Source organism: Leucobacter luti, from assembly GCF_019464495.1.
Lineage (GTDB): Bacteria > Actinomycetota > Actinomycetes > Actinomycetales > Microbacteriaceae > Leucobacter > Leucobacter luti_A.
In genome coordinates this window covers 1,807,936-1,821,012 of sequence record NZ_CP080492.1, presented here as the reverse complement: position 1 = coordinate 1,821,012, position 13,077 = coordinate 1,807,936, and the positions used below count along the sequence as shown (strand labels likewise).

General features: G+C 66.6%; 11 protein-coding genes and 1 pseudogene. 7 read left to right on the top strand and 5 right to left on the bottom strand.

The window, feature by feature from the left end; translation table 11 throughout:
- Window positions 1-2: 2 nt before the first annotated feature.
- The gene (locus K1X41_RS08150) at window positions 3-521 is read right to left on the bottom strand and encodes a hypothetical protein (protein ID WP_220174354.1); all 519 of its coding nucleotides are present in this window, start codon (window positions 519-521) and stop codon (window positions 3-5) included.
- Window positions 522-697: 176 nt separating this feature from the next.
- Here K1X41_RS08150 and K1X41_RS08145 point away from each other — a divergent pair, with 176 nt between their 5' ends.
- The 3 genes and pseudogenes from K1X41_RS08145 (at window position 698) to K1X41_RS08135 (ending at window position 3,196) form a co-directional block, all read left to right on the top strand.
- Complete coding sequence (locus K1X41_RS08145; protein WP_132206804.1) at window positions 698-1,396, top strand: response regulator transcription factor; 699 nt, start codon at window positions 698-700, stop codon at window positions 1,394-1,396.
- Window positions 1,393-2,790 (top strand): HAMP domain-containing sensor histidine kinase, encoded by a 1,398-nt coding sequence (locus tag K1X41_RS08140; RefSeq protein ID WP_133617947.1) that lies wholly within the window; start codon window positions 1,393-1,395, stop codon window positions 2,788-2,790. The genes K1X41_RS08145 and K1X41_RS08140 overlap by 4 nt, the downstream gene beginning before the upstream one ends.
- Window positions 2,787-3,196 (top strand): annotated as a pseudogene (locus tag K1X41_RS08135) (DUF3151 domain-containing protein). Before K1X41_RS08140 ends, K1X41_RS08135 begins: the two are co-directional and overlap by 4 nt.
- A gap of 22 nt (window positions 3,197-3,218) precedes the next feature.
- On the opposite strand, the gene K1X41_RS08130 reads toward K1X41_RS08135, so the two are convergent.
- Window positions 3,219-4,742 carry a peptide MFS transporter gene (locus tag K1X41_RS08130; protein ID WP_220174353.1) on the bottom strand — a complete coding sequence of 508 codons (1,524 nt, stop codon included), beginning with the start codon at window positions 4,740-4,742 and terminating at the stop codon, window positions 3,219-3,221.
- A 31-nt stretch (window positions 4,743-4,773) separates the two neighbouring features.
- The gene (locus K1X41_RS08125; RefSeq protein WP_220174352.1) at window positions 4,774-5,766 is read right to left on the bottom strand and encodes an epimerase; all 993 of its coding nucleotides are present in this window, start codon (window positions 5,764-5,766) and stop codon (window positions 4,774-4,776) included.
- Between the two features lie 132 nt (window positions 5,767-5,898).
- Between K1X41_RS08125 and K1X41_RS08120 the strand changes: the two genes are divergently transcribed.
- Entirely contained in the window at window positions 5,899-7,185 is a 1,287-nt protein-coding gene (locus K1X41_RS08120; protein WP_220174351.1) for an adenylosuccinate synthase, read from the top strand.
- A gap of 25 nt (window positions 7,186-7,210) precedes the next feature.
- Window positions 7,211-7,507, top strand: coding sequence for a chorismate mutase (locus tag K1X41_RS08115; protein ID WP_132206798.1), 297 nt, complete (start codon window positions 7,211-7,213; stop codon window positions 7,505-7,507).
- A gap of 193 nt (window positions 7,508-7,700) precedes the next feature.
- On the opposite strand, the gene fdhA is transcribed toward K1X41_RS08115, so the two are convergent.
- Complete coding sequence (gene fdhA, locus K1X41_RS08110; RefSeq protein ID WP_132205882.1) at window positions 7,701-8,912, bottom strand: formaldehyde dehydrogenase, glutathione-independent; 1,212 nt, start codon at window positions 8,910-8,912, stop codon at window positions 7,701-7,703.
- A 206-nt stretch (window positions 8,913-9,118) separates the two neighbouring features.
- Between fdhA and K1X41_RS08105 the strand changes: the two genes are divergently transcribed.
- Together K1X41_RS08105 and K1X41_RS08100 are read left to right on the top strand one after the other, a co-directional pair.
- Complete coding sequence (locus K1X41_RS08105; RefSeq protein ID WP_133617142.1) at window positions 9,119-10,093, top strand: AraC family transcriptional regulator; 975 nt, start codon at window positions 9,119-9,121, stop codon at window positions 10,091-10,093.
- A gap of 135 nt (window positions 10,094-10,228) precedes the next feature.
- Entirely contained in the window at window positions 10,229-12,097 is a 1,869-nt protein-coding gene (locus K1X41_RS08100) for a heavy metal translocating P-type ATPase (protein ID WP_132205886.1), read from the top strand.
- A 1-nt stretch (window position 12,098) separates the two neighbouring features.
- Here K1X41_RS08100 and K1X41_RS08095 read toward each other — a convergent pair whose 3' ends face one another.
- Window positions 12,099-13,040, bottom strand: a complete 942-nt coding sequence (locus K1X41_RS08095) for a 3-methyladenine DNA glycosylase (protein WP_165875678.1) — start codon at window positions 13,038-13,040, stop codon at window positions 12,099-12,101.
- Window positions 13,041-13,077: the final 37 nt, after the last annotated feature.

Here is a 13,077-nt window from a genome sequence, read left to right as displayed (position 1 = left end):
GCTTACTCTGCGACGCTCGTGGCCATACCCGAGAGGCCACAGGCCTCGAGCGCTTCTGTGGACATCGACTCGTCAATGGTGATGCCGCCGGTGGTGCCGGGATCCTCTACGTCAATGCCCTGCTCACGCAGGCACTCGGTGACCTCGAGCGAGTCTTTGCGCATCTGCTCATCAGAGATCGGCTTCCCGTCTTCGCCCGTGGGCTGGGGTGGATCTCCGATTTTTCCGCGGCAGGTCTTGTCCGCAGCGCTGAACGCGTCCATGCCTCCCAAGGCTTCAATATCAATCGCGGCGACCATGCCGTTCGCGTTCGGATCGGGCTCGGGGTAGTCGAGGCCCTCGTCTTGCATGCAGCCCGCGTATTTCACGTGCCACGCCTCGGCGGTCTGATCCGTCTGCTGCTCAGACTTGTTCGCTGCGGAGTCTGTGCCGCCGCCGGCAGCGGTGCAGCCGGAAAGCAACAGGGCTGCGACGGGGAGAGCGAGGAGCACGCTGCGACGGAACTGGGTGGTGTAGGTCATGGGGGACTTCCTTCTGTGGAATGGAGCGGCGGCGGGTGCTGCCGTGATCAAGTCCACCGGGACCGCGGTTGCGGGGGCGTCTGCGAAAACACAGATCATTTCCTTATGTGCGCCGTGTTTGACTGTGGGAACACCGCGGGGCGCACTCCGCAGGGATCGCGAGTGAAGGAACCGGCATGCGGGTATTGATAGTGGAGGACGAGGCGTACCTTGCCGAGGCCGTGCAGACGGTGCTGCGGCGGGCCTCGATTGCCGCGGATATCGCGCTGGACGGTGAGAGCGCCATTGAGATCCTGGGTCATACGGAGTACGACGTGATGCTGCTCGACCGGGATCTTCCCGGCATGCACGGTGATGAGGTGTGCCGCTGGGGGGTCGCGAATGCGCCTGGCACGCGCGTCCTCATGCTCACGGCAGCCGGCCTGCTTGACGACAAAGTCGATGGCTTCGCACTCGGAGCAGACGACTATCTCGTCAAGCCGTTCGACTTTCCTGAGCTCATTGCCAGGTTGCAAGCTCTGCACCGTCGCAATGCCCAGCCGCTGCCACCCGTGCTTGAAGCGAATGGCGTGACACTTGACCCGTTCCGGCGCGAGGTGTTCCGCGATGGCCGCTATGTGCGACTGAGCCGCAAGGAGTTCGCACTGCTCCGCGTACTGCTCGAGGCGAACGGCGGAGTGCTCAGCGCCGAGCAGCTGTTGGAGCGCGCGTGGGACGAAAACGCCGACCCATTTACGAACGCGATCCGGGTCACCATCTCGACGCTGCGCAAGCGGATGGGGGAGCCCTGGATCATCCACACGGTTCCCGGTGTTGGCTACCGCGTGGGGGCCCCAGCGTCGCTCGGCACTGACGCGGCAGGGACTGTCGCGTGACCCGGCGTGCGCGCGGCCGATTCTGGCTCACCATCCGTGCCCGCATCACCCTCAGTGTTGCCCTGCTCGTCGCGCTCGGAGGCGGGATCATCGTCACGGGGCTCAACCTGTTCATGCGCTACGGTCCCGACTGGGCGCTTCCCGTGATGCAGGCAGCCCCAGCGGATCCGGTGGACGGAGCGTTTCCGAGCTCGAACCTCTCGTACTCGGACACGGGGGTCGCGTCATTTCGCGCAGACGGGTTCACGGGGATGCAGGCCACGGTGCCCGCGATCCAGATCCGAGATGTCTCGGACGTGCTGGGCACACTGCTGTGGTCGTCGACGATTGCGCTGGTGGCAATTGTGGTGCTCGGTTCGATTGCCGCGTGGGTGCTCGCGGGCCGCGTGCTGTCGCCACTGCACGAGATCAATGCAGCAGCGCGCTCTGCAACGCCAAACCGGCTCGATCGCCGGGTTGCCTTGCGTGGCCCCCGCGACGAACTGACAGACCTTTCAGACACTCTCGACGAGATGCTCGAGCGGCTTGAGCGCGCGTTTCGAGCGCAGCAGCTCTTCGCCGCGAACGCCTCACACGAACTCCGCACCCCGCTCGCCACCGAAAAGGCGATGCTCGACATGTTGCTCGACGGTCCAGAACCGAGCCTCGCGGAGTACCGTGCAGTTGCTGAGCGGCTGCGCGAGGTCAACAGCCGCAGCATCGCCATGGGTGAGGCGCTCCTGGAGCTCACACGCGCCCAGGTGGGGATCGGCGGCGTGCAGCCACTCGAGTACGAGCGACACCGGGCCTCGGACGTGCTCGCGGAGCCGCTCGCGCGGAGCCGGGCCCGCGCGGCCGAGCGCGACATGGAAATTGTGGCGGAGGTCGAGCCGCACACGGTTCCGGTCAATCCTGAGCTGATGGGCAGACTCTTGGACAACCTCCTCGGCAACGCGGTTCGCCACGGCCGTGCCGGCAGCACGGTCCAGCTGCGCTGGGCGCCGGGCTCCGGCGCTGGGGGAGGCGGGGAGTCCAGCGAATCGGTGCTGTGGATCCAGAACGCGGCGGCACCGCTCGACCCCGAGACCCGCGAGCGACTCCATGAGCCGTTCGTGCGCGGGAGTGGGCGGGTGCGCGCGGAGACCGGGAGCGGACTCGGGCTCGCGATTGCAACGGCGGTGGCCCAGGCTCACGGCGGGACCCTGCGGGTGCTCGGATCAGACCCCGTGCTCACTCACACGGCCGCAGGAGCAGGATCCGGAACCGATGCCCGCTCGGGGTCCGGATCCGGAACCGATGCGGATGCCCGATCCGGGCCTGGAACCGGCGCGGGGCTCGACCAGCGCGGCGAGGAGAGCTTCACCATCGAGGTTCGGCTGCCGCTGAGATCCCCGGTCGCTACACTGGCGCCATGATCGGTGAGAATCTTCTTGGACCAGAACCCACACTCCTCGCACCCGAGCCGGAGGTGACGGCTGCGCTCGCCGCAGGGCGCACTCCAGAAGAGGTTGTGCGTGAACACCCTGAGTCACCGCTCGCCTGGGCGGAGCTGGCTGACGCGGCGAACGCCGAAGGCCGCGAGATCGAGGCCTACGCCTTTGCGCGAGTGGGGTACCACCGGGGCTGGATCGGCTGCGCAAGTCGGGGTGGCGTGGAGCTGGGCCGGTGCCGTGGTCGCACGAGCCGAACCGAGGCGTGCTGCGCGCGCTCTACGCGCTTCGCCGCGGGGCTGAGCAGATCGGGGAGACCGGCGAGGTCGAACGCCTCACGGAGTTCCTGACGGGAGCAGATCCCGAGGCGATCGCCGCACTGGAGGGGTAGCGGCGATCGTGGGGTCCGGACGCTACCGGACCCCCTCCATCAGACGAAGGATCGGCGTGCGGGCGAGGAACAAGGCGACGGCCACGACGATCGAGGCGCCGCCGATGATCAGGAAGTACGGCACTTCGTTGCTCGGGTTGTAGAACGCCGAGAGCGAGCCGGAGGCCGCCGAACCCAGCGAGATGGAGAGGAAGAACAGCGCCACCATCTGCGAGTGGAAAGCGCGCGGTGCGAGCTTCGTGGCAAGTGACTGGCCCACGGGGGACAGGCACAGCTCGGCGATGGTGAACAGCAGCAGAATTCCGGCAAACGCGATCAGCGGGATCGTCCCGTTGGCGCTTCCTGCGAGTGGGATGAAGCACAGGAACGCGATACCCATGATTCCCGCGCCGAGCGCGAACTTCACTGGTGTGCTGGGCTGACGATCGCCGAGTTTCACCCACATTGCCGCGAAGACTCCTGCGAGCACGATGATGAAGATCGGATTGATCGACTGCACCATGCTCGGGGGCATCTCCCACCCGAAGAGGTCTCGGTTCAACCGCTGATCTGCGTAAATCGCGAGCACCGTGAACTGCTGCTGGAACAGCGACCAAAACACGGCGGACGCGAGGAACAACGGGATGAATGAGGTCACTTGGCGGCGCTCAACTCGATTGATCGCGCGGCTCGACAGGATCACGGCGAACAGGGTGATCACGGCGATGATGATGAGCACAACGACGATGTCGGAGAGGTTCTCCGCGGTGACCCAGCCTGCGAGGACCGTCGCACCGATCACGATGAGTGCGACACCCAGGATCAGGAGCCACACGCGCCGTTCGCGGGGCGAGAGCGGGTTCGACGGGGCGGCACTTGCGGCGCTGCGTGTGTGGCGGCGCAGCGCAATGTACTGGATCAGGCCAGCAGCCATGCCGATTGCGGCAAGCCCAAAGCCCCAGTGGAAGCCCTGCCAGCCCCAGAGTGCGCTCGTGGCAAGCGGGCCGAGCAGGCCGCCGATGTTGACGCCCATGTAGTAGATCGAGAATGCGGCGTCGCGGCGCTGGTCCGTCTTCGCATAGAGGTCACCGAGCACGGTCGACGTTGTCGTCTTCAACGATCCAGATCCGAGGGACACGCACACGAGTCCAACCGCAAGCCCCGCAAGGCCTGGCAGCACGGCCAGGGCAATGTGGCCCACCATAATCAGGCAGGCTGCCGCGAGCAGTGTGCGCTCGGCCCCGAGCACGCGGTCGGCTACCCAGCCGCCGAGCACCGCCGAGAGGTACACGAGCCCGCCGTACGCGCCCACAATCGAGGTCGCCGCGGTCTGCGAGAGCCCGAGGCCGCCGTCGGTGACCGAGTAGTAGAGGTAGTAGGCGAGCAACGCCTGCATGCCGTAGAAGCTGAAGCGCTCCCACATCTCGACGCCGGCGAGGTTCGCGAGTCCCCACGGGTGGCCGAAGAAGCCACGCGACTGGGACGGGTCGGGGAGCGCGGCCGGGCCGGCACCGGATTCAGCTCCGGTGGGAACGTCGTCGGACGCAGTAGTGCGGGGTGTAGGCATGATTCCCCCTTCCGGGGACAGCGTATCTTGCCTACTCCCCGGCTGTTCTAAGCCCCGCGCCGATGTCGCGCAACGCTGGCTCTAATTCGGGCCAGCGGAACTCGAAACCGGCGGCGAGCAGCGCCTCAGGTGGCGCCCACCGGCTCTTGAGCACCATCTCCGATTCGGTGCGCAGCACCCAGGCCGCTGGCTCTAGCATCCACCGAAACGCTGGCAGCCCGATCGGTGCTCCCACGCAGTGGCGCAGGATCCGCATCAGCGTGCGGTTATCGCTCACCCCCGGCGCGGCGATATTGATCGGGCCAGCGAGCTCGTCATGCGCGAGGATAAAGCGCACGGCACCGACGAAGTCGTCGATGTGGACCCAGGTGAAGCGCTGCCTGCCGCGGGTATGGCGACTCGTTGGGGGTTCCGGGGACGAAGCCTCCGGGCCGATGCCCCGGTAGCGGCGGTGCGGGAACCAGCGGCCATCGATCTGCGGCCCGCCAACACCGAGCCGCGCGAGCCTGAACAGGATCTTCGTGGCCGGGCCATCGCAGAGCACCACAGAGGTGCGCAGCGCGACTCTGCGAGTGCCTGGCAGTGCTGCCGCGGTGAACTCGCGTTCCCAGGCGCGGGCGACATCGACGGAGAAGCCGCTTCCGAGTTCCCCGTCGCGCTCCGTTTGCGGCCGGTCCATTGCGTGCCGGTAGATCGTGGTCGTGCTCGCGTTGAGCCAGACCTGGGGCGGCTGCGCACTCGCAGCGATGGCGTCGGAGAGCGCGCGGGTGGTGTCGACCCGTGAGCGCAGGATCTCGTCGCGGTTCGCATCCGTGTAGCGGCAGTCAACGCTCTTCCCCGAGAGCCCGATCACGGCGGTTGCGCCGTCCACCAACTCCAGGAGGCGAGCCGGGTCATCCCAGCCAGCATCTGCCGCGCCGCGCCCGACAGTGGCAACCTCCCAGCCGTCGGCGGTGAGCTCGGCGACGAGCCGGGCTCCGAGGGTGCCAGACGCCCCTCCGATGACGATGCGACGGGAGTTCATGGGGCCTCTTCTGCGCTCGATTCGCGGTCTGAACACCCTCAGCCTAGACCGCTTCCTGACCGCGTCGGCTGTGTTGTCTGGGGCTCCGGGTAGACTAGGCCAGTATCTGCCAGTGCTCAGAAAGGGGCTGAAATGCCCGCAGTGCTCATCACCGGTGCCCAGTGGGGCGACGAGGGGAAGGGTCGCGCGACCGATCTCCTCGGAAGCCGCGTCGACTATGTCGTCAAATTCAACGGCGGCAACAACGCCGGCCACACCGTCGTCATCGGCGACCAGAAGTACGCGCTCCACCTGCTGCCGTCCGGCATTCTCACGCCGGGGGTCGTCCCCGTCATCGCGAACGGGGTCGTCGTGGACCTCGCCGTGCTGAAGTTGGAGCTGGACGCGCTCAAGGAGCGCGGAGTCGACGTGTCCAAGCTGAAGGTGAGCGCCAACGCGCACGTCATCACCGAGTACCACCGCACCCTCGATAAGGTCACGGAGCGTTTCCTCGGGAAGCGGCAGATCGGCACCACCGGGCGCGGGATTGGCCCCGCGTACGCGGACAAGATCAATCGTGTCGGGATCCGGATCCAGGACATCTTCGACGAGGGGATCCTGCGCCAGAAGGTGGAGGCGGCGCTCGAGTTCAAGAACCAGGTGCTCGTCAAGATCTACAACCGGCGTGCGATCTCTGCCGATGAAGTTGTGGCAGATCTGCTGAGCTATCGCGAACTGCTGGAGCCGATGGTGTGCGACACCGGGCTGCTGCTGCACAACGCGCTCGCCGACGACAAGACCGTGCTGTACGAGGCGGGCCAGGCGACGATGCTCGACATCGATCACGGCACCTACCCGTTCGTGACGAGCTCGAACGCAACCTCGGGTGGCGCCTCGACCGGCTCGGGCGTTCCGCCGCACCAGATCGACCGGATCATCGCCGTCATCAAGGCCTACACGACCCGTGTCGGCTCGGGGCCGTTCCCCACGGAGCTCTTCGACGAAATGGGCGAGTTCTTGCAGGTCAAGGGCGGCGAGGTCGGGGTGACCACCGGGCGTGCGCGCCGCTGCGGCTGGTACGACGCTCCGATGGCGCGCTACGCGGCTCGGATCAACGGGGTCACGGACTTCGTGCTCACCAAGCTCGACGTGCTCTCCGGCCTGGAGACGATTCCCGTCTGCGTCGCATACGACGTCAATGGCGTGCGCCACGACGAGATGCCCGTGAACCAGTCGGACTTTCACCACGCGACACCTATCTATCAGGAGTTCCCCGGCTGGGCAGAGGACATCACGGGATGCCGCACCTTCGCTGAGCTGCCGAAGAATGCGCAGGACTACATCACTGCGCTCGAGGCCATGAGCGGAGCGAGGTTCTCCGCCGTCGGCGTAGGGCCCGAGCGCGAGCAGGTCGTCGAACTGCACGATCTCCTGAGCTAGCGCGCCCGAGGAACCAGAAGGAATCATGACTGACCTGACCCCTGTGGAGCGGCTCGACCGCCTCCGTTCGAGCATCGACAACATCGATGCGGCCCTCGTGCACATGCTCGCTGAGCGGTTCAGATGCACGCAGGAGGTCGGGCTGCTGAAAGCCGAGAACGAGATGCCGGCGTCTGATCCGTCGCGGGAGACGCGCCAGATCGCACGGCTGCGGAGCCTCGCTGAGGACGCGCACCTCGACCCGGAGTTCGCAGAGAAGTGGTTCAACTTCGTGGTCGCTGAAGTGATTCAGCACCACACGGAAATCGCGGCGGAGCGCTAGCCCGCCGCTAGCCCGCCGCTAGCTCGCCCGCGCGACCTGCACCGAGGGGTCCTGTCACGCGCGGGAGCTCGGCGCGCGGTTCATGGGTCGAAGTTTGGGGCTTCGGGCCGGGGAAGGTCCGAATTTCGACCCATGAAAAGGGGGAGGCCAGGTGAGGCGGGCACACGCCCACCCCACCTGGCCTCAGTTCGAACTAGCGGATCATGCCGTGCGGGTCGATCACGAACTTCTCCGCGGCGCCGGCGTCGAACTCCGCGTACCCGCGTGGCGCCTCGTCGAGGCTAATCGCGGTGGCACCGACGGCATCTGCGATGTGGGCCCGATCCGCGAGGATCAGGTTCATCAACTGCCGGTTGTACTTTTTCACCGGGCACTGACCTGTGACGAGCTGGTGCGATTTCGCCCAGCCCAGGCCGAGGCGAACCCCGATTTGCCCGCGCTTCGCCGCGTCATCCACGGCGCCCGGATCCCCCGTGACATACAGTCCCGGGATGCCGAGGGATGCGCCTGCTCGCGCGATACTCATCACGTCATTCAGCACAGTTGCCGGGGCCTCCGATGCGCCCTCGCCGTGCCCTCTGGCCTCGAATCCCACCGCGTCGACTGCTGCATCCACCTCCGGCTCGCCGAGGATATCGGCGATCATGTCGGCCAGGCTGTTGCCCGTCGAGAGGTTGACTGTGGCGCAGCCGAAGCTCTCCGCTTGCCGCAGCCGGTCAGCGTTCATATCCCCAACAATCACCGTGGCTGCGCCGAGCAACTGCGCGGAGTACGCCGCAGCGAGCCCCACCGGCCCTGCGCCGGCGACGTAGACCGTGGACCCGGTCGTCGTCCCCGCAGAGACCGCGCCGTGATAGCCAGTAGGGAAGATGTCCGAGAGCATCGTGAGGTCGAGGATCTTGTCGAGTGCTTCGTCGCGATCGGGGAATTTCAATAGGTTGAAATCCGCATACGGCACCATCACGTATTCGGCCTGGCCGCCCAGCCAGCCGCCCATGTCGACATAGCCATATGCCGCGCCAGCGCGGGCCGGATTCACGTTCAGACAGATCCCGGTTTTCCCTTCATTGCACATTCGGCAACGGCCGCAGGCGATATTGAACGGCACCGAACAGATATCGCCGACCTTGTGGAACAGGACGTCATCACCCACTTCGATCACCTCACCGGTGATCTCGTGTCCGAGTGTCTGCCCCACCGGCGCTGTGGTGCGGCCGCGCACCATGTGCTGATCGCTGCCGCAGATATTCGTGGTGACGAGTTTTAGGATCACCGCGTGCGGCGCCGAGCGTTTGATTCCGAGCCAGTTGGCCACTTCTGCGGGGATCTCGAGGGTGGGGTACTCGACCTCCTCAACCGCTACCTCGCCGGGCCCCTTGTAAACAACAATCCGATTGCCAGTCATGCCAGTCTCCGATCTGTTGTGGACGCTTCATCACGCCCATCTGCACCGTGTACACTCACCGGTACCACCACGGTAGGTTGCACTCGGCACAGGTTGTGTTGCCGGGGCTGCACGAGCGTTGGCCCAGGCTGCGGCGTGCACCGCGTGCCTGCTGGGGACGCAGTGTCGCGGCTCTGGCCGCGGGAGAGGTGCTCGCCAGGTGAACTATGGAAGCCAAGAGCGTGTGGGATGCCGACGGATGGCGAGCGAGCGCGAATCGGATTTTCGGACCGATCAGTTGCCGGCCATACGATGCGGAGTTCTCAGCGTGGGCAACCCAGCGGGAATTCTCGCCTGATCTCCGCGTGAGCCGGATCGAGACCGGCGCGCAACTGCTCGATCGTCCGGCGGCGTTGATCGACGCGGGCCAGGCCCAGGAACTGCTTGTGCTCATGCAGCTCAACGGCCAGTCGACGCTGATCCAGCGCGGGCGGGCCGTCTCGATCGGAGAGGGGGCTGTGGCGATCTGCGAGGGCGATGTGCCGTTCCGCTTCGAATTGCCGACACCACAGCAGTCGCTGATCGTGCTGCAACTCAGTCGCTCGCTTGCCGGCCTCCCGGCACACATGGTGTCGCAGGCGAGTGCGCACCGGATTGGTGCTGATGTGCCAGGCCAGGTTGCGTTGCGCGGCCTCGTCTACGGGTTGCAGTCTCCGCAGCTCGCGCTCAGCGCCGGCGCAGGGGTGGGCGTTGGTGCAGCGCTGGCGCGCGCCGCTGCTGAAGTGTTTTCGGCCGTCGTGCGCGGGCTGCTGGCGCAGCGCGGCCCCGAGGTCGGAGAGCGGCTCAAGCGTCTCGCCGCGCTTCGCTCGTCACTGCGTGAGCAACTTGCAGACCCGGAGCTGACGGTGGAGCAGCTCGCCGCCCAGCATTTCCTGTCGCCGCGGCAAGTACACGCGCTGTTCGCTGAGGAAGCCGATACTCCGGCAGCGTTTCTCAGACGCACGAGGCTGCAGCACGCTGAGCGTCTCCTGCTGCAGCGGGACCAGACCGGGATGACGGTCGCGGCGATCTCACGCGAGAGTGGATACTCGGACTCCGCAGCCTTCATCCGTGCGTTCACGCGCGAACGCGGTCGCTCACCCGTGCGCTGGGCGGAATCACGCCGCGGGGGATCCGGGTCCCGGGAGACCCGAGAACGCTGAGCACTGCGACACCCCCGCTCGCGCCGGGAGACCCGGGGGCCGCAGTCACCTGCGAGTCCCCGAGGCGCGCGGCACGCGGGGGCTGAAACGGCGCGAATGCTGCGAAATCCGCCCGAGTGTGGAGAGAATGCAGCTATGACCCAGCTCCGTCGCGCAATCCGCGCGTATCCGCTTGTCGCGGCGACCGCGGCTGTCGGCATCGTTGGCTTGCTCCTGCTCGCCACTCCAGCGCGGAGCACAGCGCCGTGGCTCGTCGGCGGCTATGCCCTGCTGATCGCGGCCTGGCAAGCCGTCGGCATGGTGCGGCAGTTGCTGCGTGGCCATGCGGGCCTCGATATCCTCGCGGTCACAGCGGTCGTCGCCGCGGTGCTCGTCGGCGAGCCGTGGGCTGCGCTGGTGGTCGTGCTGATGCTCACGGGCGGTGAGGCGCTCGAGGACTACGCAGAGAACAGGTCCAAGCGCGAGCTCACCGCGTTGCTGGAGCGTGCGCCAAGCCAAGCCATCCGCGTGCTGGAGGGGCAGCTTGATGAAGACGGGGGTGAGCGCACGGAGGTCGTCGATGTGCACGAGATCATGATCGGGGATACGTTGCTGGTGCGCCCTGGCGCCCTCGTACCGGTCGACGCGATCTTGTGTGAGGATGCCGCCTCCTTTGACGAATCCTCGCTCACGGGGGAAAGCCTGCCGGTGGATCGCGCCGCGGGAGAGAAAGTCGCGAGCGGTGTGATCAACGGCTCGGCTGCTGTGCACATGCGGGCGACCGCACTTGCGAGCGACAGCCAATACCAGCAGATCGTCCGCCTGGTCGAGACCGCGCAGCACAGCAAGGCGAAAACGGTGCGCATGGCGGATCGCTACGCGGTGCCGTTCACCCTCGTGTCGCTCGGGATTGCGGGGCTTGCCTGGTGGCTCAGCGGTGATGCCGTGCGTTTTGCAGAGGTGCTCGTCGTGGCGACTCCCTGCCCTTTGCTGATTGCGGCACCCGTCGCGTTCCTCGGGGGGATGAGCCGTGCGGCGAAGGCAGGCCTGATCGTCAAGGGAGGCGGCACACTGGAACAGCTCGCGCGAGTGCGCTCAGCGGCGTTCGACAAGACGGGCACGCTCACGACGGGCAAGCCCGAGCCCCGGCGGATTCTGACCCAGCCTGGCTTCACCGAAGAGGATGTGCTGCAGCTCGCCGCTTCTGCTGAGGTCTACTCCTCACACGTGCTTGCGAGCGCCGTAGTCGGAGCCGCGAAGGCGCGCGACCTCAGCTTGCTCGCCGTCACCGAGGCGGAAGAGTACGCGACGAACGGGGTTTCGGCTCGCCTCGCTGGCGGCACGGTCCGTGTGGGGAAGCCGGCCTGGGTGCGCGAGGTCGCATCCGACCTGGTGCACGCCGAGTTGGAGCCGGGTGAGCTCGCGATTTACGTGGCCCGCAACGATCGCTTCGCGGGGGTCATCGTGATGCGGGATCGCCTGCGGGAGGACGCGATCGATACGATTGCTGCGCTTCACGGCCTCGGTGTCGAGCGGATGTTGGTCGTGACGGGTGACGTTGCGGCGACAGCGTATCCGCTCGCCGCCCAGTTGCGCATCGGTGAGGTGCACGCTGAATGCACACCCGCTGACAAGGTGCGGATTATCGCCGACGTGCACCCTCGCCCACTGCTCATGACGGGTGACGGCCTGAACGATGCTCCGGTACTTGCAGCGGCAGATGTCGGCTTCGCTATGGGCGCGCGTGGCTCGACTGCCGCGAGTGAATCAGCCGACGTGGTGAACCGCTTCGACCGTATTGCTGGAGTCGCGGATGCCGTGCAGATCGGCCGCGACACGGTGCGGATCGCCGTGCAGAGTATCTGGCTAGGGATCGGGTTCAGCGTCGTGCTCATGATGATCGCGGCGTTCGGCTTCCTCCCCGCGTTGCTCGGCGCATGGCTGCAAGAACTCGTTGACCTGGTCGCGATTCTCGGCGCATTGCGTGCGATCCGCGGCCCGAAGCGTCGGCGGGGCGCGGAGTGAGCTAGGCGACCCGCTGCGTCGTCCCCGCAGCCATCGCCAGTGCATCTCCCGTGCGCGCGACTGCGATGGCTGCAAGCACACTGCTGCGGATCGCGTTGCCGCGATCAGCGAAACCGCGCTGCAGCCGCGCGTACGCTCGCTTCCCCGCGGGCGTTTCGATCGGGATCGGGGTGAGCAGGCTGCCGTCTGTCCCGACGAACCCGGTGACGTCGTACGGGGAGGCCCGCATGTCGACCTCTCGAATGTCACGCGCGAGCACGAACGCGTCGAGCAACACCTCTCCTGGCACGATCGGGCCCAGCTTTGCTGCCCATTTGTACACATCCATTCCCGCGTGCAGGCACCCAGCCTGCTCCAGCGCAGGCTGCGTCTCGCGAGTGGGGCGCAGCGTGTTGAGCGGCGCAGCCTCGGGGGTGAAGAACCGGTACGCATCGAAGTGCGTACACCCGATCGAGTGTGACTCGACCACCTGGTCCGTCGCAGCATGTCCGATCCGCAAGGGCAGCGTCGTGTGCCGCAGCTGTTCTGGCGTCATCCGGTACACCATTGCCCACTCGTGGAGGCCGAAGCAGCCGTACTTGGGCGTGTGTGCGAGCGTCGCGGCGAGCAGCCCTTCAATGTAGTCGACTGTGCCACGGCGGCGGGCAAAGAACTCTGGGAGATCGACGACAGCGTCCCTGCCCGCAGCACCTGTCTCCCGGTAGTGTCTCCACCCTCCACGTTCTGGACCAGCACCGGCAAGCACTCGTCCGGCGCCGGGGTGCCAGCGCCGCAGCTCGCCGGGGCTCACCGAGTAATAGGTCCACAGAAAATCTTCAATCGGGTGGCGCTCGCGGCGCTGCGTGCGCTCACGGTGACCTGCGGTGAGCGCATCGGCGCGATCCGCGTGGGCCGCTGCCAGCTCCCGCCACTCGGACTCCGCGATGCGCGGTGCATCCGCGATGCGCGGTGCATCAGTGGCGCAGCGCGCTGGGGCGAAC

Excerpts from the sequence above, each read along its gene's own strand:
- K1X41_RS08150 (WP_220174354.1), bottom strand. The coding sequence starts at position 521 with ATGACCTACACCACCCAGTTCCGTCGCAGCGTGCTCCTCGCTCTCCCC.
- K1X41_RS08145 (WP_132206804.1), top strand. The coding sequence starts at position 698 with ATGCGGGTATTGATAGTGGAGGACGAGGCGTACCTTGCCGAGGCCGTG.
- K1X41_RS08130 (WP_220174353.1), bottom strand. The coding sequence starts at position 4,742 with ATGCCTACACCCCGCACTACTGCGTCCGACGACGTTCCCACCGGAGCT.
- K1X41_RS08125 (WP_220174352.1), bottom strand. The coding sequence starts at position 5,766 with ATGAACTCCCGTCGCATCGTCATCGGAGGGGCGTCTGGCACCCTCGGA.
- K1X41_RS08120 (WP_220174351.1), top strand. The coding sequence starts at position 5,899 with ATGCCCGCAGTGCTCATCACCGGTGCCCAGTGGGGCGACGAGGGGAAG.
- K1X41_RS08115 (WP_132206798.1), top strand. The coding sequence starts at position 7,211 with ATGACTGACCTGACCCCTGTGGAGCGGCTCGACCGCCTCCGTTCGAGC.
- fdhA (WP_132205882.1), bottom strand. The coding sequence starts at position 8,912 with ATGACTGGCAATCGGATTGTTGTTTACAAGGGGCCCGGCGAGGTAGCG.
- K1X41_RS08105 (WP_133617142.1), top strand. The coding sequence starts at position 9,119 with ATGGAAGCCAAGAGCGTGTGGGATGCCGACGGATGGCGAGCGAGCGCG.
- K1X41_RS08100 (WP_132205886.1), top strand. The coding sequence starts at position 10,229 with ATGACCCAGCTCCGTCGCGCAATCCGCGCGTATCCGCTTGTCGCGGCG.